Source organism: Pseudomonas sp. CFII64 (genome assembly GCF_000416235.1).
In the GTDB taxonomy this organism is placed as follows: domain Bacteria; phylum Pseudomonadota; class Gammaproteobacteria; order Pseudomonadales; family Pseudomonadaceae; genus Aquipseudomonas.
Genome location: NZ_ATLO01000043.1, coordinates 67,163 through 92,579, shown reverse-complemented (window position 1 = coordinate 92,579; position 25,417 = coordinate 67,163). Strand labels below are relative to the sequence as shown.

Genomic DNA, 25,417 nt, shown 5'->3' with positions numbered 1-25,417 from the left:
ATCCCGCCAGACGCTGATCAGTCAGCCGTGGAGGCATTGATCAGGGTGCCGCGTTCCGGGAAGAACAAACGCTGCAATTCCGCGCCAGGCTGTTCGGCGCGCATGAACACTTCGCCGACCAGGAAGGCATAGACATCGCTGATTTCCATCAGCTCGACATCCGCACGATTGAAAATGCCGCTTTCGGTGACGACCAGACGATCGCGGGGAATACGCGGCAGCAAATCCAGCGTGGTTTCGAGATTGACCTCGAAGGTGTGCAGGTTGCGGTTATTGATGCCGACCAGCGGCGTGTCGAGGGTTTTCAATGCCCGCTCCAGCTCATCGCCGTCATGCACTTCAACCAGAACGTCCAGACCGACGCTCTTGGCGACCGCTGCCAGCTCGGCCATTTTCACGTCGTCCAGCGCGGAGACGATCAACAGGATGCAATCGGCGCCCAACGCACGCGCTTCGACGATCTGGTAAGGATCGATCATGAAGTCCTTGCGGATCACTGGCAGTTTGCACGCCGCGCGGGCCTGTTGCAGATACGCATCGGCACCCTGGAAATAATCGATATCGGTGAGCACAGACAGACAGGTCGCCCCGCCCTTCTCATAGCTTTTGGCGATGTCGGCAGGAATGAAGTTCTCGCGAATCACGCCTTTGCTGGGCGAAGCCTTCTTGATTTCGGCGATCACCGCTGGCTGCTTGCGCTTGGCCTGCTCGATCAGGGCCTTGGCGAAGCCGCGAACCGGATCAGCGGCTTTGGCCAGCGCCTCGACTTCGGCCAGACTGACACGCCCGCGACGCTCAGCGACTTCCTCGGCCTTGCGGGCGAGGATATTTTCCAGAACGGTTGGCACGCTCATCCTTCATTCTCCTGCTTGAATACCGCGGTAAAGGCACCCAACTCATCCAGTTTTTCCCGGGCCAGGCCGGTGTGCAATGCATCGTGAGCCAGCGCCACGCCATCTTTAAGCGTGTAGGCATGATCAGCAGCATAAAGCGCCGCGCCGGCATTGAGCACAATCATTTCCGCAGCTTTTTGACCGTTTTCGGTCTTGCGACGCCCCAAGGCATCGCGAATCAGTTCCAGCGACGCCGCCGGGCTTTCAACCGCCAGGCCGAACAGGCTTTGGCTCTTGATGCCCAGATCCTCGGGTTGCACCCAGTATTCAGTGACTTCGCCGTTCTTCAGCTCGGCCACGAAGGTCGGTGCGGCCAGACTGAATTCATCCAGGCCGTCCTGAGAATGCACCACCAGCACGTGCTTGCTGCCCATACGAAGCAAGACTTCGGCCAACGGGCGGCACAACGCCTGATTGAACACCCCGACCACCTGATGGCGGACGCCAGCCGGATTCGTAAGCGGGCCGAGCATATTGAACAGGGTGCGCAGGCCAAGATCCCGACGCGGACCCGCCGCATGCTTCATGGCGCCATGATGGGACTGGGCGAACATGAAACCGATGCCGACGCTGTCGATGCATCGGGCGACTTGCACCGGCGTGAGGTTCAGATAAACCCCGGCGGCTTCCAGCAAATCCGCGCTGCCGCTTTTGCCCGACACCGCACGATTGCCGTGCTTGGCGACCGTGCAACCGGCTGCCGCCACCACGAATGCCGAAGCGGTGGAGACGTTGAAGATATTGGCGCCATCGCCACCAGTGCCGACCACGTCGACGACGCCATCGAGGGTTTTCAGCTCGACCTTGCTGGCCAGCTCGCGCATGACGGTCACGGCACCGACGATCTCGTCGATGCTTTCGCTCTTCATGCGCATGCCCATCATGAAAGCGCCGATCTGCGCCTCGGTGCATTGCCCGGTCATGATCTGGCGCATGACGTCACTCATTTCGTCAGTGCTCAAATCCAGCTGGTTGACCACGCGGCCCAGGGCCGTCTTGATATCCATTGGCTTAACCATAAAAGAATCCTTAACCCTGACGAGTGCCGCCGGTTTGCTTGAGGAAATTGGCGAACAGCTCGTGGCCCTGCTCGGTGAGAATCGACTCGGGATGGAACTGGATGCCCTCGATGTTCAGCGTCTTGTGGCGCAGTCCCATGATTTCATCCACCGAACCGTCTTCCAGCGCGGTCCAGGCTGTGACTTCCAGGCATTCGGGCAGGGTTTCGCGCTTGACCACCAGCGAGTGGTAACGGGTAACGGTCAGCGGGTGGTTCAAGCCTTCGAACACGCCGTGATCTTCATGAACCACCGGGCTGGTCTTGCCGTGCATAACCTGACGGGCGCGCACCACATCACCACCGAATGCCTGGCCAATCGACTGATGGCCAAGGCAGACACCCAGAATCGGCAGCTTGCCCGCGAAGTGTTTGATCACTTCCAGCGAGACGCCTGCTTCATTAGGGGTGCACGGGCCGGGGGATACGACAATGCGTTCCGGGTTCAAAGCTTCGATCTGCGCAACGGTCAATTCGTCGTTGCGGATCACTTTGACGTCGGCACCCAGCTCGCCGAGGTACTGCACGACGTTGTAAGTAAAGGAGTCGTAGTTATCTATCATCAGCAGCATTTTGGCTTCAACCCATTGATTTACTGACTATGTATTCAACCTTCGAATTCGTTGCCCAAATGCGCTCCGCCAGTTTAGCGGTCGGGACTGTCCCAAAGAAGCGGCAGGGCAAGGATATAAAGGCGTATCAGGAGGAGTTCCGGACAGAGCCGGAAAAAGAATTAGTCAGGCGCGCCAACGCCAACGGGCGTGAGCCTTGATAACGCGCATCAAGAGTTTGCTGACGATCAACACAGGGGAGGTCTCGTTTCTACGTCCCGGCACATTAGCCCAGCTCGGTTTGCGGTGCAATATCACGGCAGCAAACTCAAGCCTGGCGCGCCTCGCAATCCATTCCCTTTACCTGCCTGATTTTGACGTCAGCAGCCTGTCGCAGCCCTTCAGCCCCGCCACAATTACGACGGTCATTCGATTGACGCAGATGCCAGCACATTTGCCGAAATTAAGCTGATTATCGCGCAACTTTCTCAAATGTCACGGTCATATGTTCGGGCGCTGTGATCTTGACTTTCCCACCCATACACCCCGCGGCCCGGAGTAACACCATGATTTTTAACGTAAAAAACTACGGCGCGCTGGGCGATGGCATCACTGATGACACAGCGGCGATTCAGGCGGCAATTGACGCAGCGGCGGCGGCAGGCGGCGGAACGGTCGAGATGTCGGCCGGAACTTATATTGTCTCCGCTGGTGAAGAGCCTTCCGATGGCTGCCTGATGCTCAAAAGCAACGTCACGCTCAGCGGTGCAGGCATGGGCGAGACGGTCATCAAGCTTCAGGACGGCTCCGATACCAAGGTGACGGGCATCGTCCGTTCGGCCTACGGCGAAGAAACCCACGACTTCGGCATGAACAACCTGACCCTGGACGGCAACCGTGACGCCACTACCGGCAAGGTGGATGGCTGGTTCAACGGTTACATCCCCGGTTCCGCCGGCAAGGATTCCAATGTCACCCTCGACAGCGTCGAGATTGTCGATTGCTCGGGCTATGGCTTCGATCCCCATGAGCAGACCGTCAACATGGTGATCAAGAACAGCGTCTCCCACGGCAATGGTCTGGACGGTTTCGTCGCCGACTTCCTCAGCGACAGCGTGTTCGAAAACAACATCGCCTATAACAATGATCGTCACGGCTTCAACGTGGTGACCAGCACCCATGATTTCACCCTGACCAACAACGTCGCCTACGGCAACGGCAGCACGGGCATCGTCGTCCAGCGCGGCAGCGAGAACATTCCGTCGCCGGCCAATATCACCATCACCGGCGGCGAGATCTATGGCAACGGCGCCGAAGGCGTGCTGATCAAGCTGTCCAGCGAAGTCACGGTCAGCGGCGTGAACATCCATGACAACACCAGCGCCGGCATTCGCATCTACGGCAGCTCCAACGTCGATGTGGTCGACAACACGCTGACCAACAATTCACTGGGCGCTCCGGTGCCGGAAGTCATCATTCAGTCCTACGACGACACTCAGGGCGTTTCCGGCAAATATTTCGACGGCAGCGACAACCTGATTCGCGGCAACACCATCACCGGCAGCGACAAGTCCACCTATGGCGTGGCCGAGCGCGATGAAAAGGGCACCGATGGCAACAGCATCGTTGGCAACACGATCAGCCATACCTCCAAAGGCCTGGTGTTGATTTATGGCGACGGCAGCTATGTCGGCGACGCCCTGCCGGTTGTAGCCGTGCAAGGCACGACGGGCAACGACACGATCAGCGGCAGCGCCGCCAACGAACTGCTTTTCGGTCTGGCCGGCAAGGACACGCTGAACGGCAATGCCGGCGACGACATCCTGGTCGGCGGCAACGGGGCCGACAAACTGACCGGCGGCGCGGGCGCGGACACCTTCCGCTTCGACCTCGTGACCGACAGCTATCGCACCGCCACAGCCAGCTTCGCCGACCTGATCACCGACTTCGATATCAGCCAAGACAAGATCGATCTGGCAAATCTGGGCTTCAGCGGTCTGGGCAGCGGCACGGCTGGCACCTTGAACATCAGCTACAACGCCTCGCTGGACCGCACTTACGTGAAGTCCCTGACCGCCGATGCCGAAGGCAACCGCTTCGAACTGGGCCTGAGCGGCAACCTGCTGGGCAAGCTCGACGCCAGCCATTTCATTTTTCAGCGCGTCATCGAAGGCACTGCCGCCAATGACACGCTGGTCGGCACCGATGGCATCGACACCCTGAACGGCAACGGTGGCGCAGACCGTATCGATGGCGGCGCCGGAGCAGATCGCATCAATGGCGGTGCCGATGCCGATACGCTGACCGGCGGCGCGGGGGCGGACACCTTCGTCTATAGCAGCCGGATGGACAGCTATCGCAACTACAACACCAGCACCTCGAAGCAAAGCGACACGATCACCGACTTCAATGTCAGCCAAGACCGGATCGATCTGTCGGCCGTCGGTTTGCGCGGACTGGGCGATGGCAGTAACAACACTGTTTACCTGTCGCTGAACGCCGACGGCAGCAAAACCTACGTCAAGACCAACGCCATCGACGACACCGGCAATCGCTTCGAGATTGCTCTGCAAGGCAATCTGCTGAGCAGCCTGAGCGCCGACAACTTCATCTTTTCCAGCGCCTCGACCGTGAATCAAGCGCCCGTGCTGAACACGCCGCTGCTGGATCAGGCGACCAATACCCAAACGGCGTTTTCCTACACCGTGCAGGCCAACAGCTTTTCCGATCCGGACAAGGACGCGCTGACTTACAGCGCCACCCTGGCTGACAACACGGCGCTGCCCGACTGGCTGAAATTCGACAGCAAAACCCTGACCTTCAGCGGCACGCCCAGCGTTGCTTCCGGCACGTATTCGGTGCTGCTGACTGCCAGCGACGCAGCCGGGGCTTCGGTCAGCGACAGCTTCGCCATCACCGTCGGCAACCCGACGCCCGGCGTGATTACCGGCAGCGACAAAGGCGAGTCGCTCTACGGCACCACCGGCAATGACGTCATGCAAGGCCTCGGCGGCGCGGACACCATTCGTGGCGACGCGGGCAATGACCTGATCAACGGCGGCGCAGGCCGCGACGCGTTGTATGGCGGCGCGGGCAACGACACTTTCGTCTACAGCGCCGTCAGCGACAGCTATCGCGACTACGACAGCGGCGGCCTGACGGCGACCGATACGATCTACGACTTCACCCCCGGCGAAGACAAGATCGACGTGTCGGCGCTTGGCTTTCTCGGTTTGGGCGATGGCGAAAACCATACGCTGTACATGACGCTCAACGCCGCCGGCGACAAAACCTACGTCAAATCCAGCGTGGTTGACGCCGACGGCAATCGTTTTGAAATCGCCCTGAGCGGCAATCTGATCGACCAGATCAGCGATGCGGATTTCGTCTTCGCGCAACGCGAATCCCAGGAAATCCTCTACCTGCCGACACTGGGTCAATCCAACGCACGCCTGCTGCGCATGACCGAAGATGACGATCAGTCGGGCACGTCTACGCTGGTCAGCGACCTGGCCCGCTATACCGATTACGACGTGCGTAGCCAGTTCACCGATGCCGACGGCAATGGCATCGACCTGGCGGTGGGCGGCAGCACCGTGGCCGGTTATTCCACCTCGACGCTCGAAGAACAACGCTTATCCTGGTGGCTGACCGACACCGACCAGCCCGGCCCCGCGCTGTTACGCGCGGTTGAGTTGCTCAAGACCCAACTGGCAACCCTGACCGCTATCGACACCGTTACCACCGGCATCATCTGGGGCCAGGGCGAAGAAGCCGCCCAGGAAATCGCCCGCGCCACCGACAAGCAAGCCGCCGCCGACCTGTACAAGGCCTCGACGCTGAAAGTGTTCGACTACCTGCATGCGCAGATTGGCGACTTCAACGTTTACCTGATGGAAACCGGCCACTATCAAACTGACGCTGCCGCAGCCCGGGGGTTCTCGGCTGAGAAAATCGCTGGCATCGTCGAAGGCGTCGGCTATGTGCGCGCCGCACAGGAAGCCATGGCCACCGAGCGCAGCGACGTGAAGCTCGCCGTGGACTACACCGACCTGCCGCTGCGCCATGAAGTCGACCCGCTGGTCTATCCCGATGACGTCTGGCACTTGCACGAAGAATCGGCGGAAATCGTCGGTCAGCGCCTCGCGGACTACATCGCCACCGATCTGGGCTATACCTCCGACAGCAGCGACAACAACAGCGCCGCCGACATTACCGAAGGCACGCAGAACGAAGGCGGCTCGATTTTCGGCACGGCCGATGACGACACCTTGATGGGCAGTCGCGGCAACGACACGCTGGACGGCGACCTGGGTGCCGACGCCATGACCGGTGGTGACGGCAACGATATTTACGTGGTCGACAACGCGGGCGACAGCGTCACCGAAACCAACACGTCTGCCTCGCAAATTGACGCCGTACTGGCCTCGGTCAGCTGGACGCTGGGCGCCAACACCGAAAACCTGACGCTGACTGGCATGTCGGCCATCGACGGCGTCGGCAATGAACTGAAAAACATCATTATCGGCAATAGCGCCAGCAACATTCTGGACGGTCAGGCCGGCGCTGACTCCCTCAAGGGCGGCGATGGCTCAGACAGTTACTTCGTCGATGATGCCAATGACAAGGTGATCGAAACCAATGCCGACAGCGTCACCGGCGGCGTCGATACCGTGTACAGCGCGCTGACGACTTATACGCTGGGCAGTAACGTTGAAAACCTGCTGCTGACTGGCGCGGGTGCGGCCAACGGAATCGGCAACGCGCTGGATAACGTGCTATATGCCGGCAGCGGCGACAACCTGATCGACGGCCGCGCGGGCATCGATACCGTGTCCTACCTGTTCGCCACGGCGGGCGTGACGGTCAAGTTGTCCACCACCGCGCAACAGGACACCGGCGGCTCGGGTCTGGACACGCTCAAGGGCAACGAAAACCTGACCGGCAGCCGTTTTGCCGATTCACTGACCGGCAGCTCCGCCGACAACCGGCTTGCTGGCGGCGACGGCAACGACACCCTGTCGGGCGGTTCCGGCAACGACGTGCTGATCGGTGGCGCGGGCGTCGATACGCTGATCGGCGGCACGGGTGCCGACACCTATGTCTTCAACGACGTGTCGGAAATGGGCAGCGGCTTGCTGGCTGACATCATCCAGGGTTTCAAGTCCGCCGAAGGCGACAAGCTGGACTTCTCCGCGATCGATGCCCGCCCGCAAACCGCCGCCAATGACGCGTTCGTGTTCATCGGCAGCGCCGCGTTCAGCGCCAATAATGTTGGCGAACTGCGCTTCGCCGACGGCGTGCTGTACGGCAACACCGACGCCGACAACGAAGCGGATTTTGCCATCCAGCTGACCGGCGTGCAGACGCTGCAAGCGGCCGACATCATCGGTTGAAACGCAATGCCTGCCGCCCGCAATGGGCGGCAGGCAGCCAACCTGCGGCGATCAGCGCTGTGAGTTGAACGCATCCACCCGGCTGTTTTCCAGCTTGAACACCACGCGCTGCGGATGGTTGACCGAAACCAGGTATTCCAGCGGTTGACCCTGGCTGTCGAAAATCACCCCGCGATAGACCAGCGCCGCCGTCCCGGCCGCCACTTCCAGTAAACGCGCTTCCTGATCGTTCATGTTGGCGATGCTCAACGTGCCTTCATCGCTTTCCACCTCAATCCCGTAACGCTCCAGCAGCAACGCATACAACGAAGCGCCTGCGGCAAGGTCCTGAGCCAGCAGATCCGGCGCGCGTGCCAGCGGGATGTAGCTGGTTTCGATGCAAAACGGTTTCTGATCAACCGTGCGCAGACGCCGGATGGTCAACAGCCCATCGCCTTCTGCAATGCCCAGCAGTTTGGCAACACGACCGCTGGCCTGCGCCTGCTCGAAATACAACAGCGTGCTCCCCGGCCGCGAACCGGACTGCTCGACCACCTGAGTAATGCCCTTGCGCGACAGACTGACCGGCCGCTCGACGCCGGGCGCCGTGACAAAGGTGCCGCGATTGCCGCGCCGCTCCAGAATGCCGCGCTCGATAAGCACCTGAATCGCCTTGCGCAGGGTCATGCGACTGATGCCCAGATGTTCGGCCAGATCCCGTTCCGCCGGAATGCGCTCATTAGGGCCGAACTCCGGACGTTCGAGCATTTCCAGCAGCACTTGCACAGCCTGCCACGCGACCTGCTTGCGCTGGGGAATGGGAAAGCTCGTTTCGAGGGGTTTTTCCGACGCCATTGGTGGTCTACATCCAGAATTTATTTTTGCGGAATTCGCCGAAAGGTTACAGGCGGCGAAACTCCAGTGAATTCGCGGGTTTGCAATTCAGCCCTTACTCACGGGCCTTGCAAGGCTTGCCGGATTGCTTTGCCCGGTGACTAGACCACGAGCATAAACCCTTGAGATGGTATTTTCCATGGTATAGATTCTGGTCTAACAAAGGATCGACGAACAGCCTCGATCCTCCTCCAGTTCACCAAGGAGCCAGCATGGCGATCGAGTTCAACCGGGAAGCTTTCGTGGCCTCTCTTGCGCAGTCCATCCACATCGTTGACGACGCCCAGCGCTATGGCCGCGAGTTGGCGCCGAAGATTGATCGCATTTATTTCGTCAGCTGTGGCGCACCCAATCGCATCATGCTCGGCCTGCAATACTGGATCGAACGCTTCAGCCACTCGCTGGAAGTGCGCCGTTATTTTCCGGCTGAATTCATGGACATCGATCCGCCTCGACTGGATGAACGCACGCTGGTGATTCTGGCGTCCAAGTCCGGCACCACGCAGGAAACCATCGCCGCCGCGCAATTCCTCAAAGACAAACCCTGCATGACCGTCGGCGTGACCCAGACTGCGGAACTGCCGCTGGCCCAGGCCGTACAGCATTGCTTCCTGCTGGGGCGCACCGACGAGGCGTACTTCGGCTGCTTCATGATCCTCCAGGCGCTGATCGGCGGGATTCTCGCCGAGCGCGAAGACTGGCCGTTGCTGGACAAACTCACCCGTTCCCTGAAAGCCCTGCCCGCCGCCTTGGCCGATGCCGCCATCAACAATGATCAGCGCGCCACCGAGCAAGCCCGTCTCTATAAAGACGACCGGCTGATGTACTTCCTCGCCTCCGGCCCGATGTTCACCACCGCTTATGTGTTCGGCGTCTGCGTGGTCATGGAAAGCCAGTGGTTGCATTGCCTGCCGGTTGAAGCAGCGGAGTTTTTTCACGGCCCGTTCGAAGCCATCGACGCTACAACGCCGCTGCTTCTGTTTGTCGGCGAAGACCCGAGCCGGGCGCAGATGGAACGTGTGGTGCGCTTCTGCCAGCGTTACACCGAACGCGTGATGATCTACGACGCCAAGGATTTCCCTATGCAGGGCATTGACCCGGAAATCCGTGCGCTGGTTGCGCCTTACATCGTCGGCATTGCCGCTGAACGTATCGCCGCGCATCTGGCGGTCTGGCATCAACAACCACTGACCACGCGCCGCTACATGTGGAAAACGGAGTATTGAGCATGCCGTCACTGATCGCGGTCGGCGACAACACGGTTGACGTGTACCTCCACCGCCACCAGGAATACCCCGGCGGCAATGCGTTGAACGTGGCGGTGTTCGCCGCCCGCCTCGGCGCTGGCAGCGCTTATCTGGGCTGCGTCGGCGATGACGCCCACGGACGCTGGTTGCTGGAAGTCCTCAAGGCCGAATCGGTGGATATATCCCGCTGCAAGACACTGCCGGGCGCCAGCGCCTGGGCCTGTGTCGACAGTGTGGACGGCGAACGGATTTTTCTCGGCAGCGATGCCGGGGTTTGTCACCGACTGGACATCGATGCACAAGCCCTGGCCGGCATCGCGGCTTTCCCGCTGGCGCACACCAGCTTGTACAGCGGCCTGCAGAACAGCCTCGCGCGGATTCGTCAGGCCAGCGGCGTGCTGTCTTTCGATTTTTCGGACAACTGGGATGAATACGATTGGCGCGCGCTGATCGCCCACGTCGACATCGCGTTCTTCTCCGCCGCCGAGCTTGATGCCGAGGCTGCGCGTGAACTGGCCACTGAGATGCGGACACTGGGGCCAAAAGCGGTGGTGATCACCCGCGGCGTCCATGGAGCATTGGCGCTGGACGACAACGGTTTTCGCGAACAGGCCAGCTTGCCCTGTGAAGTAATCGACAGCATGGGCGCGGGCGACGGCTTCATTGCCGCCTTCCTGCTGGCCTGGCAAGGCGGCGCAAGTCTGGCCGAATGCCTGTTGCAAGGCGTCGATTTCGCGGCGCAGGTCTGTGCCGGGGAAGGCGGTTTCGGCCACGGCCAGACACTTGATCCCGCGCGCTGCGAACAATTGAAACAAGCGTTGAAGGCCCAAGGCTAACAACCCATCGGATGCCTTTGGGCATCCTCACTCAACCCTGTCGTGGAAACCTGTCGATGAAAAAATACCTTCTCGGTCTGACCCTGCTGGCCTGCCCCTTCGTGACTTGGGCGGCCAGCACCGACCTGCGCTTTGGCGTCGATCCGACCTACCCGCCATTTGAATCGAAAAACCCGGATGGCTCGCTGACCGGCTTCGATATTGAACTGGGCGAAAGCATCTGCGCGGAACTCAAGCGCCGTTGCGTCTGGGTCGAGACCAGTTTCGACGGCCTGGTTGCGTCTCTGAAAGGCCGCAAGTTCGACGGCATTCTTTCGGCATTTTCCATCACCGAGGATCGCAAGAAAGAAGTGGCGTTTTCCGACACGCTCTACGACACCCCGGCGCATCTGGTGGCCGCGCAAGGCAGCCCGTTGAGGCCCGCCGCCGAAACCCTCAAGGGCAAACGCATCGGCGTGCAGCAAGGCAGCGTGTTCGAAGTCTACGCACGGAAAATCTGGGGTTCGAAAAACGTTGAAGTGGTGCCCTATCAAAGCAGCGACCTGGCCTATCAGGATTTGATCAACGGCCGCCTGGACGCGGTCTTCGACGACGCCATCGCCGTTTCCGAAGGCATGCTGAAAAAACCCATGGGCAAAGGCTTTGCGTATGCGGGCGACGTGGTCAAGTCCGTCGAAGTGTTCGGCCCCGGCACCGGCGTCGGGCTGCGCAAGAACGATACCGCGCTGAAACAGGACATCGATCAGGCGCTGCAAACCATTCGCCAGAACGGCACCTATCAACGCCTTGCCGACAAATACTTCGACGTGGATATCGCGCCGGAGTAAAGCTCGATCAGGGCATTGTCCTAGACCTTTGAGCAGTTAACGTGCCGTGAAATGGCATTCGCAGCGCCCTTTGCTACCTTCCTTGCAGTCGTTAGAAAAAAACAAGAAAGGAATGTAGCAATGATAAAACCTGCGCTTTCGTTGCCGTTCACGGCATGTTTGCTGACCTTGGCCTGCTCGGGCGCATTCGCCGCCCCTTCCCCCTACTCAACCATGGTGGTCTTCGGCGATAGCCTGGCCGACGCCGGGCAGTACCCGGACGCAGGCGGCCCGCAAGGCGCGACGTTGCGTTTCACCAACCGCACCGGCCCGACCTATCAGGCCAACAGCGGCGAAGTCTTCGGCCTGAATTCTTCCACGTTGCTGGGCATGAAGCTCAATGTTGCACCCGGTGAGCTGTCGGCGTCGACGTCTCCGGTGAATGCCGCGCTGGGCGTCGCCGATGGCAATAACTGGGCGGTGGGCGGGGATCGTACTGATCAGATCTACGACGCCATCACTTCACAATCCAATGTCACCACCAACGATGGCAACGTTTTACGCAGCCGGGCCGGTTATCTGCCCAACAACAACTTTCGCGCCGATCCCAACGCGCTGTATTACCTGACGGGCGGCGGTAATGATTTCCTGCAGGGCCGAGTCCTGAGTCTTGCCCAATCCCGGGCCGCCGCCAACCGCCTGGCCGACAGCGCCCAAGTGCTGCAACAATCCGGGGCGCGCTACATCATGGTCTGGTTGCTGCCGGACATCGGCCAGACGCCTGCCGTTTCCGGCACCATCCTGCAGCCGGTGACTTCATTGCTCAGCGATGTGTTCAACGCCCAACTGATCAGCCGCCTGGCGCAGATCGATGCTGAAATAATCCCGCTGAATATTCCGCGTCTGGTGTCAGAAACGCTCGCCGATCCTGCCCGCTTTGGCCTCGCTGCCGATCAGAATCAGGTGGTCACCTGCTTCAACGGCGACAGCTGCGCTGAGAACAGCGTGTATGGCCTGAACAGCCCGACGCCGGACCCGAGCAGGCTGTTGTTCAACGACGGCGTGCACCCAACCGTCACCGGACAACGGCTGATTGCCGACTACGCCTATTCCCTGCTCGCCGCGCCTTGGGAAATTTCTTTGTTGCCGGAAATGGCCAACGGCACGTTGCGGGCCCAGCAGGATGAATTGCGCGCGCAGTGGCTGGCGGATTGGGGCGATTGGCAGAGCGTCGGCCAATGGCGGGCCATTGTCGCGGCAGGCGGTCAGAAAATGGACTTTGACGCGCAGGACAATTCAGCGGATGCCGACGGCCATGGCTACAACCTCACCTTGGGCGGCAGCTACCGCTTCGCCGAAAACTGGCGCGCCGGGCTGGTTGCCGGAGCTTACCGACAGAATCTTGAAGCCGGTCCGCGAGACTCGGACTACAAACTCAATAGCTACATCGCTACCGCGTTCGTCCAATACCAGGCCAATCATTGGTGGGCCGACCTCGGCGCTTCCGGTGGCACGCTGGATTATGAGAATGCCAAGCGCAAGTTCGCTTTAGGCATCAGCGAAGGCGCGGAAAAAGGCGACACCGACGGCGAGCTGTATGCGTTGAGCGCACGTCTGGGCTTTGACCTTGCCGGCAGCGGCAGCAGCTGGCATCTGTCGCCATTTGTCAGCGCTGACTACGCGCACATCGAAGTCAACGGCTACTCGGAAAAAGGCACCCGCTCGACAGCACTGACCTTCGATGATCAAACGCGCAAATCGAAACGATTGGGTGCGGGCTTGCAGGGTAAATTCCAGCTGACGTCATCGACCCGGTTGTTTGGTGAAGTGGCTCATGAACGGGAATTCGAAACCGATCAGCAGGACGTGACCATGACCCTGAACAGCCTGCCGTTCAATGACTACACCTTGCAAGGCTACACACCGCAGCGCGACCTCAATCGCGCCAGCCTGGGCATCAGCCAGAAACTGACCCCGGAACTGACCCTGCGCGGCGGGTACAACTGGCGCAAGAATGATGATGTGACGCAGCAAGGGGTGAATCTGGCGGTGAGCCTGGATTTTTGATTCGAAGTGCGGGAGCCAACTCCTGAATATCTAAGTCCCCTCCTACCGGTTTGGCGCAGATTCGGTAGGACCGGACTTGTCCGGGAAGACATCGGCGCAGACACCGGGTTGGGTCAGGCGAAATGATGTCGGCAAATCCGAAGTCATCGGGGACAAGTCCCCTCCTACCGGTTTGCACAATTCGGTAGGACCGGACTTGTTCGGGAAGACATTGGCGCAGGCACCGGGTTGGGTCAGGCGAAATGATGTCGGCAAATCCGAAGTCATCGGGGACAAGTCCCCTCCTACCGGTTTGCACAATTCGGTAGGACCGGACTTGTTCGGGAAGACATTGGCGCAGGCACCGGATTGGGTCAGGCGAAATGATGTCGGTCGACCCGACGCCATCGGGGACAAGTCCCCTCCTACCGGTTTGCACAGTTCGGTAGGACCGGACTTGTCCGGGAAGACATCGGCGCAGACACCGGGTTGGGTCAGGCGAAATGATGTCGGCAAATCCGAAGTCATCGGGGACAAGTCCCCTCCTACCGGTGTGCGCAGATCGCAGGTACCGTGCTGTTTACTGCTCCTGCTCAGCCAACGCCACGGCGCGGAACATAGCGCGGCGTTTGTTGAGGGTTTCTTCCCATTCCAGGACGGGCACCGAGTCGGCGACGATGCCGCCACCGGCTTGCACGTGCAGTTCACCGTTCTTGATCACCGCCGTACGAATCGCGATGGCGGTGTCCATGTTGCCGTTCCACGCCAGGTAACCTACCGCGCCGCCGTAGACGCCGCGTTTAACCGGCTCCAGTTCGTCGATGATTTCCATGGCGCGGATTTTCGGCGCGCCGGATAACGTGCCAGCCGGCAGAATGGCGCGCAGTGCGTCCATCGCCGTCAGCCCGCTTTTCAGCTGGCCGGTGACGTTGGAAACAATGTGCATGACGTTGGAATAACGCTCGATGACCATCTTTTCGGTGAGCTTGACCGAGCCGATTTCCGACACGCGGCCGGTGTCGTTGCGCCCCAGGTCGATCAGCATCAAGTGCTCGGCGATTTCCTTGTCGTCGGACAGCAGGTCTTTTTCCAGCGCCAGATCGGCTTCTTCATTGGCGCCGCGCGGGCGTGTGCCAGCGATAGGCCGAACAGTGATCAGGTTGTCTTCGCAACGCACCAGAACTTCCGGCGAACTGCCGACGACATGGAAGTCGCCGAAGTTGAAGAAGTACATATATGGCGTCGGGTTGAAGCAGCGCAGCGCCCGATACAGATCGATGGGCGCAGCCTTGAAATCGATGGACATGCGCTGCGACGGAACCACTTGCATGACGTCGCCCGCAAGGATGTATTCCTTGATGGTGTCGACGGCCTTTTCGTAGTCGTCCTGAGTGAAGCTGGAACGAAACACCGGATCGGCAGCTTGCGGCCGTGTCAGGTCCAGACCACGACGTGGCGTGATCGGTTGACGCAGTTTTTCCATCAGGGCTTCGAGACGCGCCCGGCCTTCTTCGTAAGCGTCGGGTTGCGCGGGATCGACCAATACGATGGCGTGCATCTTGCCCGCCAGGTTGTCGAACACCACGACCGCATCGGACACCATCAGCAGGATGTCCGGCACGCCCAGCGGATCAGGATTCGGGCATTTGCCCAGACGCTTTTCCACATAACGCACGCAGTCGTAACCGAAGTAACCCACCAGTCCGCCATTGAAGCGCGGCAGACCGGGGATGGTCGGTACGTTGTAGCGAGCCTTGAATTCTTCGACGAATGCCAGCGGATCTTCGGACTCAAGCCGCTCGATCTCGACGCCGTCGTGGGTCACGCTGATCTGCTGTTCGTGGACCCGCATCACGGTGCGGCACGGCAAGCCGATGATCGAATAACGGCCCCATTTTTCGCCACCTTGAACCGACTCCAGCAAGTAGGAATTGGGCTCATCGGCAAGCTTCAGGTAGATCGACAACGGCGTGTCGAAGTCAGCCAGGGTTTCGTAGGCAAGCGGGATGCGGTTATAGCCGGCAGCAGCCAAACGCAGAAATTCTTCGCGATTCATGATCAGCCTCGTGGTTTGAGGGTAAAACGGTCAGGTAGGCAAACGGTGCCGAATAATCGGCGAATTCAAGTCAGGCGCGCCAACGCCAGCGGGCCAGGGCCTTGATGACTTTCATCCAGAGTTTGCGAGTGACCACCACGATGGATTCTCTAAAGGAGGCAGATTTGATTTCCGGCAACAGTATCTCAGCGTCCAGATCCAGGCAACCGGGAATCAATCGACGCAAGTCATCGATGACCAGCGCTGGCGATTCTTCGGCGATGGGCCGACCGTGGTTGTAGCCGTAACTGAGCGCCACGCACGCCACGCCGGCAGCCTTGGCCGCGCGCACGTCACTGCTTGAATCACCCACAAACAACGATTGCGAGGCCGGAACGTTGGCCATTTTCATGACAAAAAACAACGCCGCCGGGTCGGGCTTCTGTTGCGGCAAGGTGTCGCCGCCGACGATCAGCCGAAAAAACCGTCCCAGTTTCATTTCATCCAGCAGCGGCGCGACGAAGCGCTCCGGCTTGTTGGTGATCAGGGCCATTTCCACGCCCTTCTTCTGCAGCCATTTCAGGGTTTCGCGCACGCCGGGATAGACCACGGTGAACTCATGCTTGTCCGCATAAGCCTCCATGAAAATCGCCAGGGCCCGCTCGGCCAGCTCATCATCGACCGCGCTGTGATCCAGATCATTGGCCAGCGCCCGACGCACCAGAACCGGCGCGCCGTTGCCGATCCAGTTTCTGACAGCGCCAAGACCGACCGGCTCACGCCCGAGGGTGACCAGCATCTTGTCGACCGCCACGGCCAGGTCGGGCACCGAATCGACCAGCGTTCCGTCCAGATCAAACATGATCAGCTTGGGAAGACGGCCCGGAAACAGCTGCTCGAAGCCGCTCATGCGCGGGCTGACGCCAGTTCTGCGCGCATTTTGTCGATCACTTGCTTGTAGTCCGGCGTGTTGAAGATCGCCGAGCCAGCCACGAAGGTATCGGCACCGGCTGCCGCGATCTCGCGGATATTGTTGACGTTGACGCCGCCGTCGATCTCCAGGCGAATGTCCAGGCCCGACGCATCGATCAAGGCCCGCGCTTCGCGCAGCTTGTTGAGGGTGCCAGGGATGAACTTCTGGCCACCGAAACCGGGGTTGACGCTCATGAGCAGGATCATGTCGACCTTGTCCATCACGTATTCCAGCAGGTTCAGCGGGGTCGCCGGGTTGAACACCAGGCCCGCCTTGCAGCCGCCTTCCTTGATCAGCTGCAGCGAACGATCGATGTGCTGAGTCGCTTCCGGGTGGAACGTGATGTAGCTGGCACCGGCTTCGATGAAGTCACCGATGATGCGGTCAACCGGGCTGACCATCAGGTGCACGTCAATGGGCGCGGTGACGCCGTATTTGCGCAATGCCGCGCAAACCATCGGGCCGATGGTCAGGTTCGGGACGTAATGATTGTCCATGACATCGAAGTGCACGATGTCGGCGCCAGCGGCGAGAACAGAGTCGACTTCCTGGCCCAGACGGGCGAAGTCGGCGGAAAGAATCGACGGAGCAATGAGAAAGGGCTGCATGACGCACCTTTGAGCAGAATCACAGTGGCGCGCATTGTACTCCAAGAGTTTCGGGAACGCCTTGGGCCATTGATCGCGGCAAATTCGCCTTCGCCAGCGCGCGCCTGCAAATTTGTCCCTGCGCGCCAGCACGCTGCCGCTGCCTTGTCTACACTGCCCTGACTGCGGGTGAGTTAGCGACGGCGTTGCCGAAGGAGTGCTTGATGTCTCCCCTGAACAGTTTTGTCGCCGGACGCGGCAGGCAGCGCGGCGCCATTGGATTGATGGCAGCGCTGACGTTGTCCCTGGCAGTGCTGTGCATGTTAGTGGTGCTGGACAGCGGTCGGCTGTTCCTTGAAAAACGTTCGCTGCAACGCGTAGCGGACATGGCGGCGCTGGAGGCCGCCAGTCGCAAGGGCACGTGCCTGACCGGTAACACCGCTGTCACTTACGCCAATCAAAGCGCCACGCGTAATGGCTTCACGGTCGGCGACGACGGCCGCACGCTGGCGACCCACTGCGGCTCCCTGACACTGGATGCCAACAGTCGGCGGGTATTCACTGCCAACTCCAACTCGACAGAAGCCATCCGGGTGGTCGCCAGCCACAGCGTGCCGCGCAGCATTGCAGCCGGGATCGGCGCACTGTTCGATGGCGGCACGCCATTGACTATCGCGTTGAGCGCGACAGCGGTGGCCAAAGGACCGCCGATCCTGCCGCCGCTGGCTCGCTTGACCATCAAAAGCACGCTGGCGTCGGTCAGCATGGACAAGTCGACGGTTCTGAATCAGTTGTGGGGCGGGCTGCTGGGCGGCACCCTGAATATCTCCGTTGCCGGCTGGAATGGTTTGCTTGGCACCGACATTGACCTGTTCAAATACCTCGACCAACTGGCGATTGATACCAACATCAAGGCCGGTGATTACACTGCGCTGCTGGCCAGCAACATCACGATCACCCAGTTGTTGAATTCGAGCCTGAAGGTACTTCCGCAAAACGCTTCGGCAGTGCAGCTGGCCATTACCAATCTGCTGACCGCCAACGCCATCGCGAGCGGCAGCAAAATCAAACTGCAAGACCTGCTGAGCCTGCAAACCGGCAACGCGACTTCCGGGCTGAACGTGAACCTGAATCTGTTCCAGCTGGTCCAGGGTTTCGTGCAACTCGCCAACAGCACCAGCGCGGCTTTCGCCAGTATCCCGATCAGCGTGCCGGGCGTTTTGTCGGTTACCGCCAAGGTCAAGGTAGTCGAGCCGCCGCAACTGTCGGCAGTGGGTGATCCGGCGCTGGCGACCAACAACCCCAAAGACCCGAATCAGATCTATGTGCGCACCGCGAGCGTTCGAACCTTGATCAGCATCGACTTGAGTTCGCTGGACGGGCTGCTCAGTGGGCTCAGCGGCACGGTTTCGGGGCTGCTCGGCCCGCTGACGGGGCTGGATATCAAAGTTGCGCCGCTGGGGCTAAGCCTGGACCTCAGCCTCGAGGCTGCCAGCGCTGACAGTCATGTGATACCCGGCTCAACCTGCGCGAGCGATGCCACCAAAACGCTGAATGTCGAGACCTCCACCGCAGCCGTCAAAGTCAAACTGGGTAAGCTCACTCCGGCCAGCGCCAGCGCCTGGAACTCCTCCACGGCCAGTGTGGATATGCAGGAATTGCCGCTGATCGATATCGGCACCGTCACGTGCCCGTTTCTCCAGCCTTGCCAGCCTAGGGTCGCGTATGGCGGCGGCGGACTGGGCTTGTACATCGGCGGCACTGGCGCTGCGGACGGCAGCATTGCGTACTCGAAACAGAACTATGTATTCCCGCAACCGGCCGAGATTCAGCTGCCGCCCAATGCGTATCACACGTTCAGCAGCCAGAATATTGTCACCAGCCTGGGCAGCACGTTGAGCGGCATCAAGATCGTCAATCACCCCCCGGTAACACCCGGACTGATCAACCTGATTACCGGCACGATCACCACTGCGATAAGCCAGCTCGGCAGCCTGGTCAGCAATCTGTTGGGGCCGCTGCTCGACCCTATCCTCAACGTCCTGTTGCAAAGCCTCGGCATCAGTCTGGCCGAAGTCAATGTTGGGGCAAATCTCAGTTGTCATCCGACCCAGAACGGGCCGGTTGCCGAACTGGTCATCTAATCGGCAATCGGCAACTCGATACAAAAACGCGCACCCTCTTCGACATTGCTGACGCTCAGGCGCCCGCACATCTGTTCGACGATGCCGTAACTCACCGACAAACCCAGCCCGGTCCCGGCGCCGATGGCTTTGGTGGTAAAGAAGGGCTCGAAGATGCGATCCAGCAGACGCGGGTCGATGCCGCCGCCGTTGTCCAGCACCAAAAGCCGCACGCTGATTTCATCGCGTTCGACAGCGAGGCTGATCCAGGGCTCAAAATCCGGCTCCTTGTCACGCCGGGACAACAATGCATCGCGGGCATTGACCATCAGATTGATCAGCACTTGCTCCAGTTGGTCGACGTGGCCAAGAACGCTCACCGCAATGTCCATCTCCCCGCTGCGAATCTCCACGCCCTTGCCCTTCATGCTCTCGGCGAGCATCCCGAGGGTGCCCTGGACAGCCTGCAACGGATCGAACGGCTGCATCTCGACTTCCGAGCGTCGACCAAAGACGCGCATGTGGTCAACCACCCGCGCCGCCCGCTGCACCTGAGTGTCGATGCGTTTGAGCTTTTCGGTCAGGTAATCGATATCCACATCGCCGTTGCCAAGACGCTTGAGCACGTTGACCACCGCCATGCGCATGACATTGAGCGGCTGGTTGATTTCATGGGCAAGACCGGTGGCCATTTCACCCAGCGTCGCCATTTTTGCGCTCTGATTGAGCTGCATCCGCGAGCGACGCACATCGGTGTTATCACGCCCCACCGCCTGGATCTCCAGCAAACGGCCGTCCTCATCAAAAACGCCCCGGTCGGCCCACACCCACCAGGCATATTCACGTCCCGGCAACTCCAGACAGATCTCGGCGGTGCTGACTGGCGATTCCGGCGTCAGCCCTGCGATTCGGTGCACAAAGGCTTCGCGCTGCTCGGGAGAAAACCAGTCGCCCAGGCTGATGCCGATCAATTGCTCGGGCGTGCATTCCATGTAACTGGCCAGCGGCTGATTGCCAAAGCTGAGTATCAGATCAGGTGAATACCGGCAGATCATCGCCGGAGAATCCTCCACCAGAATCCGGTAGCGCTCTTCGCTTTTGCGCACCCGCTCGGTGGCCTGGGTAGCGTCCGTCACGTCCAGCCACAACCCTACCGCCTCCACCGGAATGCCTAGATCATCTCGCAGCAGTTTGGCTTCATCGAGCAGCCAGTGATAAACCCCGTCCTTGCCGCGCAGACGATAACGGCGGCTGACCACGCCCTCACGCAGCAACTGGCGGCTGCGCTCGAACCAGATGTCGCGGTCCTCCGGGTGAATGTAGTCACTCAATTGCCCGTTGATGCAGTCAGCCAGCGTCCAGCCCAGCAGTGGTTTGAGGCTGTCGCTGAAGAACGTCGGTTCCAGATTGCCGTGATCGTAGCGCTGCACGTAGATCACCGCAGGCGAACTGGCGATCAGATTATCCAGGCGGGCATGGGCGGCGGCAGCTTCGGTTTCCTGATTCTTGATATCGCTGACGTCAAGCATGAAACCCAGCACGCGCCGCGCCTGACCATTGAGCAACGCCTGACCCTGAATGCGGAACCAGACCGGTTGTTGCGCGGGATCGGTTTGCTGCAGGCGCACGCATAACAGCATCGGCGTGCCGTCATCGCGCAGTTGGGTCAAGCGGCTGGACAGTTCATGGCGATCCGCCGGATGGATCAGCGCGAGCCAATCCAGTCTGTCGATCCGCTCACTCAGGTTGTTGGGGCGCAGGGTATGAGCCAGTTGTGGGGCCAACTGCAACTCATCGCCGCCGGGCAGCAGCTCCCACCAACCGGTGCCGAGCAGATCCTGCAATACCGCCAGGCGCTCGACGTGATGGCGATTGTGTTGCTCGTACAGGCGAAACAATACGGGTCCGGCAAGCGCTGAACACAGGTTCAGCCATTCCCGCTCGCCCAGATCAGGCGCTTGCTGCCAAGCGCGATAAAAGCCGAACAGAAGCCAGGCCTTGGCCACGCCATCGCGACTGTGAGGCAAGGCGAAACCGTCGGCATTACCGAACGCGCTTTGCAGGTGAACCAGTGCGGTTGCCGATGAGAAGAACAAAGTCTGTGCGCTGCTGGCGTCCAGGCGATCCAGATCAGTACCCAGTCGCTGACCGATCTGCCACAACTCCGGGGCCGTGTGCGCGCTGTAGCGAGCATAAACGCGCCAGCCTGCGCCGTTGCTTTCAGGCAAGGCCAGGGCCAGACACGGCACATGCCAGAGCTGCGCGATGTCCTGCAGTTGTTCGGTCACCACCGTCAGCAAACGGTCGACGCTGCAGGCACGAATCCTTTCCGCCATCTGCCCGGCCATGCGCAGGCACTGCTGGCGATTGCGCGCGACGCTGGCCTCTTCCATCAAGTCGCTGATGTCCAGCAATTGCAACAGCCAAGCCTCACCCTGCGCCTGAACCCAGCCACGGGCGTGCAAGGTATGGCCGTCGCCGGCATTGAAATCCAGATCCAGCATGTGGTCGAGCCAGTCCTGCGGCGAGCCTTCAACCACCAACGCACTGTTGGGCAACAGCAAGCTGATCAGGCGCTGATGACTCACGCTGGCGGCCACCAGACCAAGGCGCAAAAGCAGGGACGGGCTGACGCTCAGCACCTGGCCTTCGTCATCGAGCACCAGATGCAGGTCGGCCCCCTGCGCTCCGGCCTGGACCGATTGCGCAACGTCAGGCTTCGCCGCCGGTGTCTCGGCGCGACCCAGCCAACGGCTCAGTCGAGCCTTATCAAGGGACAAGTTGCAGACTCGCCTGGGCGGACAGATTGTCGGGGAGTCTGGGCACCTCGCCAATGAAAGGCAGGGTCAGCAATGGCAATACCTGGGTGAGCTTGCTCTTGGGATAATCGATCCGCACGGTCAACAAGCCCGCCACGTAGGTGACGGTTGCATCGGAGGGGCTGAACGCCAGCGACCCCGGCATCCACGACAGTTGAGTGGTCAGCACCGTCCTGGCCTGACTCGTCACCAGACTGTCGTAGTTATTGATGGTTGGACTCAACGCCACGCTGCGCCGCACCGCTTCGCTGGTGGCAGCGTTGAACGACTGCATCATCAGCAAGGGCAGGCTGTAGGTGACCAGCCCATAAAAGACGCCGAAGAAAATAATAAACACGATGGCGAATTCAATCGCTGCGGCGCCTTTTTGTTTACGAGCGCAGGAATTGCGGAGTGCTGTTTGCATGTCGACGTCTACCCTGACAGTGCTTCCTCGAACAGCATAGATTCAATCCACTCAAAAGGATGTTTTTTACACGATGAATTTACTTTCAATGCTGCTCTGGCTGGCAATCTGTGCCGAACAGGACGCTCGACAGCAACAGGTTTCCAACTGGCTGACCCTTGGCGCAGTGGGCGTGGCGTTGGGTTATATGGGGATAACCGGGCAAACCTGGCTCGGCGCGGAGGGCTCGGAGGGATGCTGGGCATTGCTGCTGGCGGTGCTGTTTACGCTGCCCGGTTACATGCTGGGCAAGCTGGGTGCCGGTGATGTGAAGTTATTCGCGGCATTGGCACTGGCGACCGACAGTCGCTTTTTATTGGGTACGTTTATCGGCGCTGGAGTTACCAGCGTTCTCTGGATATCGACCCGTCAAAAACTCATCACTCAAATGGATCAATGGGTTAGCAACAGATACATCCAAACGAATACTACTTCGTCAAATAAACATCCATTCGCACCTCACATCCTGGCCGGGTTTCTGATGACCGCGATCTGCATCGGCTGACCAAAAGCCTCAGATAGCGCTATGTACATACTCCAAAAGTACGACTACGGTACAGCTTGAGTCTGGCCGAGCAAGGCCTGGCGAGTCCTTATGGAAAGGGCGATGGCGCTGAGCCAAGTCAGTTGTATCTCGCAGGCATGGAGTAATGCGTGAACAAGTATTCGGCTGTGAAAATCCTGGTGGTGGACGACCAACCCCTGATCGTTGAAGAACTCAGCGAGTTTCTGGAAAGCAGTGGTTACGCCTGCGTGCCCTGCACCTCAAGCCGTGAGGCGCTGGAACATTTTCGTGGCGACAGCAGCATCGGCATCGTGCTCTGCGATCTGGACATGCCGGGCTTGAATGGCATCGAGATGATGGGCGAATTGAAACTGATCGCCGGTAAAAAACGTCCGTTCGAAGCCATCATGCTCACCGGTTGCGCCGACAAACAGGACGTGATCAAAGCGCTGCGCGCGGGCATCGCGGACTACTATCAAAAGCCTGTCGATCTGAATGAAATCCTCAATGGCGTGCAGCGCCAGGAAGCGGTGCTTGAAGAACGCTATAAAAGTTTTCAGCAATTGGGGCATCTGAACGAGAAGTTGCAGTACCTGGCGGCATCCATCGACGACCTTTACCAGGATCTCGACAAGACCCGACGCCAGGCAGAACCGGTCGAAGCGGTGGAGGACACCGCCGGTGCGGCGCAGCTTTCAGCCCTCTTCGCGCCGCTCTCGCCACGGCAGCTGGATGTCGCGCGACTGGTTGCCAAAGGCCAGACCAACTACCAGATCGCCTGCGAGCTGGGCATTACCGAAAACACTGTAAAGCTGTACGTGTCGCAAGTGCTGCGCCTGACGCACATGCACAACCGCACCCAACTCGCCCTGGCCTTATCGCCCAACCATGCGGGAGCGCAAAGAGCGACGACGCATTAAGCGCAATCCCGAACGACCGAATTCAACCCAAACGGATTCGCCGTTTTTGTGAGACCGGATTTATCCAGGAAAATCGGCGTAATCCGTAGGACCGGCTTCAGCCGGGAGGGCGGTATTGCGCACGCAGGGAATACATCGACCGCTCCGCCCCCCTCGCGAATAAATTCGCTCCTACGGTTCGAAATCGGCGTCATCCCGTGGGATCGGATTTATCCAGGAAAATCGGCGTAATCCGTAGGACCGGCTTCAGCCGGGAGGGCGATATTGCGCACGCAGGAAATATATCGGCTATACCGCCGCTTCAATTCCCTCCCGATGACACTTTCCCGCCCTTGTCCTGATCGAAAAAGTCCGGAATCTCGTGGCTGTAGCTTTTCAACCAGCGTTGCAGGCTGAGGTCTTTTTCGGCGGAGGTGCTGTTCTGCGGATGGGTTGACGCAGCCTGGCCCTGAGGTTGAAGTTGCAGCCAGGCTTCGGTTTGTTTCTGTTGCGACGAAGACGGTCCGGGCTCGATCGCCCAGACGCCTGTCGATCCGCCGAGCAAACACGCCACGCAGAGAATTTCACGCTTCATGGCAAGCTCCTGGAGTGTGTGGATGGTTCAGAATCGACGGCCACCGGATAGCGCTCGGTCGGTCTTGTATTGCTGGCCAACGCGCCTTTCAGGTGTTGCGCCCGGGCTTGCGCCTCGGCGACTTGCCGGGGTGTCAGGCCGGTGCGGCTGACCAGTTCCGCCGCCTGTTTCCAGTTGTCCTGATAGATCAGCAAGGTCACCAGATTCAATGCCGCCAGCGAGTCTGACTGCTTGAGTTCCATCGCCGTGAGGAACTGGAATCTGGCCTGAACCAGCTTCAATTGATTGAGGTAAACGACCCCGAGATCATTGCGAATTTTCTCGTCGGTCGGTGCCAACCTGACCGCATTGAGCAAGTGCTCAAGTGCCTGGCCATTATCGCCACGTGCCACGGCGATCTGTCCCAGGCCATGCTCGCCTTGCGCCGCTCGACAAGTGCCGAGCAGGCTTCGATACAAAGGTTCGGCCTGGTCGCTGCCGAGCAAGCGCAACACCCGCGCCTTGCGCAAGCGCACTTCGCCGAGGCTGTCCGGCAGCCCTTCCAGATTGGCCAGGCTGGCGTGCAGGCGGCCTTCATCGGCCATGTCCTGGGCCAGGTTCAGCGCCAGTTCCTGATCGGAGCTTGGCTTGGCGCAGCTGGCGGTTTTCATGTCGATCAGCCAGGGTGCGCTGCCATCGCTCGCACAGCCGGCGAGCATCAATACGGCAAATCCGGCGAAGAGTATTTTCAT

The 25,417-nt window shown here is 60.0% G+C and carries 21 protein-coding genes; 9 read left to right on the top strand and 12 right to left on the bottom strand.

Features of this window, described 5'->3' with window-relative positions; translation table 11 throughout:
* Nucleotides 1-17: 17 nt before the first annotated feature.
* From trpC to CFII64_RS20490, 3 genes are read right to left on the bottom strand one after another with little or no spacing between them, the layout of a single operon-like run.
* Nucleotides 18-854: an indole-3-glycerol phosphate synthase TrpC gene (gene trpC, locus CFII64_RS20500; protein ID WP_020292753.1), complete on the bottom strand. Its 837-nt coding sequence runs from the start codon at nucleotides 852-854 to the stop codon at nucleotides 18-20.
* On the bottom strand, nucleotides 851-1,900 hold the full coding sequence (gene trpD, locus CFII64_RS20495; RefSeq protein WP_020292752.1) for an anthranilate phosphoribosyltransferase: 1,050 nt from the start codon (nucleotides 1,898-1,900) through the stop codon (nucleotides 851-853). The genes trpC and trpD overlap by 4 nt, the downstream gene beginning before the upstream one ends.
* A 22-nt stretch (nucleotides 1,901-1,922) precedes the next feature.
* Nucleotides 1,923-2,522 carry an aminodeoxychorismate/anthranilate synthase component II gene (locus CFII64_RS20490; RefSeq protein ID WP_020292751.1) on the bottom strand — a complete coding sequence of 200 codons (600 nt, stop codon included), beginning with the start codon at nucleotides 2,520-2,522 and terminating at the stop codon, nucleotides 1,923-1,925.
* Nucleotides 2,523-2,718: 196 nt separating this feature from the next.
* Here CFII64_RS20490 and CFII64_RS30170 point away from each other — a divergent pair, with 196 nt between their 5' ends.
* Both CFII64_RS30170 and CFII64_RS20485 read left to right on the top strand, forming a co-directional pair.
* Nucleotides 2,719-2,973 (top strand): hypothetical protein, encoded by a 255-nt coding sequence (locus CFII64_RS30170; protein ID WP_195759012.1) that lies wholly within the window; start codon nucleotides 2,719-2,721, stop codon nucleotides 2,971-2,973.
* A 94-nt stretch (nucleotides 2,974-3,067) separates the two neighbouring features.
* Nucleotides 3,068-7,897: a M10 family metallopeptidase C-terminal domain-containing protein gene (locus CFII64_RS20485; RefSeq protein ID WP_020292749.1), complete on the top strand. Its 4,830-nt coding sequence runs from the start codon at nucleotides 3,068-3,070 to the stop codon at nucleotides 7,895-7,897.
* A gap of 51 nt (nucleotides 7,898-7,948) precedes the next feature.
* Here the strand turns inward: CFII64_RS20485 and CFII64_RS20480 are convergent, their stop codons facing one another.
* Nucleotides 7,949-8,731, bottom strand: a complete 783-nt coding sequence (locus CFII64_RS20480; protein WP_020292748.1) for a GntR family transcriptional regulator — start codon at nucleotides 8,729-8,731, stop codon at nucleotides 7,949-7,951.
* A gap of 251 nt (nucleotides 8,732-8,982) precedes the next feature.
* Between CFII64_RS20480 and CFII64_RS20475 the strand changes: the two genes are divergently transcribed.
* The 4 genes from CFII64_RS20475 (at nucleotide 8,983) to estP (ending at nucleotide 13,726) form a co-directional block, all read left to right on the top strand.
* Nucleotides 8,983-9,996, top strand: a complete 1,014-nt coding sequence (locus CFII64_RS20475) for an SIS domain-containing protein (protein WP_020292747.1) — start codon at nucleotides 8,983-8,985, stop codon at nucleotides 9,994-9,996.
* Nucleotides 9,997-9,998: 2 nt separating this feature from the next.
* Nucleotides 9,999-10,853: a PfkB family carbohydrate kinase gene (locus CFII64_RS20470; protein ID WP_020292746.1), complete on the top strand. Its 855-nt coding sequence runs from the start codon at nucleotides 9,999-10,001 to the stop codon at nucleotides 10,851-10,853.
* A 56-nt stretch (nucleotides 10,854-10,909) separates the two neighbouring features.
* Entirely contained in the window at nucleotides 10,910-11,680 is a 771-nt protein-coding gene (locus CFII64_RS20465) for an ABC transporter substrate-binding protein (protein ID WP_020292745.1), read from the top strand.
* 120 nt (nucleotides 11,681-11,800) lie between these two features.
* Nucleotides 11,801-13,726, top strand: coding sequence for an esterase EstP (estP, locus tag CFII64_RS20460; RefSeq protein ID WP_020292744.1), 1,926 nt, complete (start codon nucleotides 11,801-11,803; stop codon nucleotides 13,724-13,726).
* A gap of 42 nt (nucleotides 13,727-13,768) precedes the next feature.
* Here the strand turns inward: estP and CFII64_RS29845 are convergent, their stop codons facing one another.
* The 4 genes from CFII64_RS29845 to rpe all read right to left on the bottom strand — a co-directional run bounded on the left by CFII64_RS29845 (nucleotide 13,769) and on the right by rpe (nucleotide 17,321).
* Entirely contained in the window at nucleotides 13,769-14,242 is a 474-nt protein-coding gene (locus CFII64_RS29845) for a hypothetical protein (protein ID WP_156883235.1), read from the bottom strand.
* Nucleotides 14,243-14,285: 43 nt separating this feature from the next.
* A complete protein-coding gene (gene trpE, locus CFII64_RS20455) occupies nucleotides 14,286-15,761 on the bottom strand; it encodes an anthranilate synthase component I (RefSeq protein WP_020292743.1) in 1,476 nt (491 codons plus the stop codon).
* A 70-nt stretch (nucleotides 15,762-15,831) separates the two neighbouring features.
* The gene (locus tag CFII64_RS20450; RefSeq protein WP_020292742.1) at nucleotides 15,832-16,650 is read right to left on the bottom strand and encodes a phosphoglycolate phosphatase; all 819 of its coding nucleotides are present in this window, start codon (nucleotides 16,648-16,650) and stop codon (nucleotides 15,832-15,834) included.
* Nucleotides 16,647-17,321, bottom strand: a complete 675-nt coding sequence (gene rpe / locus CFII64_RS20445; protein ID WP_020292741.1) for a ribulose-phosphate 3-epimerase — start codon at nucleotides 17,319-17,321, stop codon at nucleotides 16,647-16,649. The genes CFII64_RS20450 and rpe overlap by 4 nt, the downstream gene beginning before the upstream one ends.
* A 203-nt stretch (nucleotides 17,322-17,524) precedes the next feature.
* Between rpe and CFII64_RS20440 the strand changes: the two genes are divergently transcribed.
* Nucleotides 17,525-19,444, top strand: a complete 1,920-nt coding sequence (locus CFII64_RS20440; RefSeq protein ID WP_020292740.1) for a TadG family pilus assembly protein — start codon at nucleotides 17,525-17,527, stop codon at nucleotides 19,442-19,444.
* Here CFII64_RS20440 and CFII64_RS20435 read toward each other — a convergent pair.
* Nucleotides 19,441-22,203 (bottom strand): PAS domain-containing sensor histidine kinase, encoded by a 2,763-nt coding sequence (locus CFII64_RS20435; RefSeq protein ID WP_020292739.1) that lies wholly within the window; start codon nucleotides 22,201-22,203, stop codon nucleotides 19,441-19,443. The two genes, CFII64_RS20440 and CFII64_RS20435, sit on opposite strands and share 4 nt — an antisense overlap.
* A complete protein-coding gene (locus CFII64_RS20430) occupies nucleotides 22,193-22,648 on the bottom strand; it encodes a TadE/TadG family type IV pilus assembly protein (RefSeq protein ID WP_020292738.1) in 456 nt (151 codons plus the stop codon). Before CFII64_RS20430 ends, CFII64_RS20435 begins: the two co-directional genes overlap by 11 nt.
* Before the next feature lie 73 nt (nucleotides 22,649-22,721).
* Here CFII64_RS20430 and CFII64_RS20425 point away from each other — a divergent pair, with 73 nt between their 5' ends.
* Both CFII64_RS20425 and CFII64_RS20420 read left to right on the top strand, forming a co-directional pair.
* Nucleotides 22,722-23,192, top strand: coding sequence for a prepilin peptidase (locus CFII64_RS20425; protein WP_020292737.1), 471 nt, complete (start codon nucleotides 22,722-22,724; stop codon nucleotides 23,190-23,192).
* 149 nt (nucleotides 23,193-23,341) lie between these two features.
* Nucleotides 23,342-24,112, top strand: a complete 771-nt coding sequence (locus tag CFII64_RS20420) for a response regulator transcription factor (protein WP_020292736.1) — start codon at nucleotides 23,342-23,344, stop codon at nucleotides 24,110-24,112.
* 301 nt (nucleotides 24,113-24,413) lie between these two features.
* Here the strand turns inward: CFII64_RS20420 and CFII64_RS20415 are convergent, their stop codons facing one another.
* Nucleotides 24,414-24,686 carry a DUF3613 domain-containing protein gene (locus CFII64_RS20415; RefSeq protein ID WP_020292735.1) on the bottom strand — a complete coding sequence of 91 codons (273 nt, stop codon included), beginning with the start codon at nucleotides 24,684-24,686 and terminating at the stop codon, nucleotides 24,414-24,416.
* Entirely contained in the window at nucleotides 24,683-25,417 is a 735-nt protein-coding gene (locus CFII64_RS20410; protein ID WP_020292734.1) for a tetratricopeptide repeat protein, read from the bottom strand. The genes CFII64_RS20415 and CFII64_RS20410 overlap by 4 nt, the downstream gene beginning before the upstream one ends.

Coding starts and splice junctions, on each gene's coding strand:
- trpC (WP_020292753.1), bottom strand. CDS start 854: ATGAGCGTGCCAACCGTTCTGGAAAATATCCTCGCCCGCAAGGCCGAG.
- trpD (WP_020292752.1), bottom strand. CDS start 1,900: ATGGATATCAAGACGGCCCTGGGCCGCGTGGTCAACCAGCTGGATTTG.
- CFII64_RS20490 (WP_020292751.1), bottom strand. CDS start 2,522: ATGCTGCTGATGATAGATAACTACGACTCCTTTACTTACAACGTCGTG.
- CFII64_RS20485 (WP_020292749.1), top strand. CDS start 3,068: ATGATTTTTAACGTAAAAAACTACGGCGCGCTGGGCGATGGCATCACT.
- CFII64_RS20480 (WP_020292748.1), bottom strand. CDS start 8,731: ATGGCGTCGGAAAAACCCCTCGAAACGAGCTTTCCCATTCCCCAGCGC.
- CFII64_RS20475 (WP_020292747.1), top strand. CDS start 8,983: ATGGCGATCGAGTTCAACCGGGAAGCTTTCGTGGCCTCTCTTGCGCAG.
- CFII64_RS20470 (WP_020292746.1), top strand. CDS start 9,999: ATGCCGTCACTGATCGCGGTCGGCGACAACACGGTTGACGTGTACCTC.
- CFII64_RS20465 (WP_020292745.1), top strand. CDS start 10,910: ATGAAAAAATACCTTCTCGGTCTGACCCTGCTGGCCTGCCCCTTCGTG.
- estP (WP_020292744.1), top strand. CDS start 11,801: ATGATAAAACCTGCGCTTTCGTTGCCGTTCACGGCATGTTTGCTGACC.
- trpE (WP_020292743.1), bottom strand. CDS start 15,761: ATGAATCGCGAAGAATTTCTGCGTTTGGCTGCTGCCGGCTATAACCGC.
- CFII64_RS20450 (WP_020292742.1), bottom strand. CDS start 16,650: ATGAGCGGCTTCGAGCAGCTGTTTCCGGGCCGTCTTCCCAAGCTGATC.
- rpe (WP_020292741.1), bottom strand. CDS start 17,321: ATGCAGCCCTTTCTCATTGCTCCGTCGATTCTTTCCGCCGACTTCGCC.
- CFII64_RS20440 (WP_020292740.1), top strand. CDS start 17,525: ATGTCTCCCCTGAACAGTTTTGTCGCCGGACGCGGCAGGCAGCGCGGC.
- CFII64_RS20430 (WP_020292738.1), bottom strand. CDS start 22,648: ATGCAAACAGCACTCCGCAATTCCTGCGCTCGTAAACAAAAAGGCGCC.
- CFII64_RS20425 (WP_020292737.1), top strand. CDS start 22,722: ATGAATTTACTTTCAATGCTGCTCTGGCTGGCAATCTGTGCCGAACAG.
- CFII64_RS20415 (WP_020292735.1), bottom strand. CDS start 24,686: ATGAAGCGTGAAATTCTCTGCGTGGCGTGTTTGCTCGGCGGATCGACA.
- CFII64_RS20410 (WP_020292734.1), bottom strand. CDS start 25,417: ATGAAAATACTCTTCGCCGGATTTGCCGTATTGATGCTCGCCGGCTGT.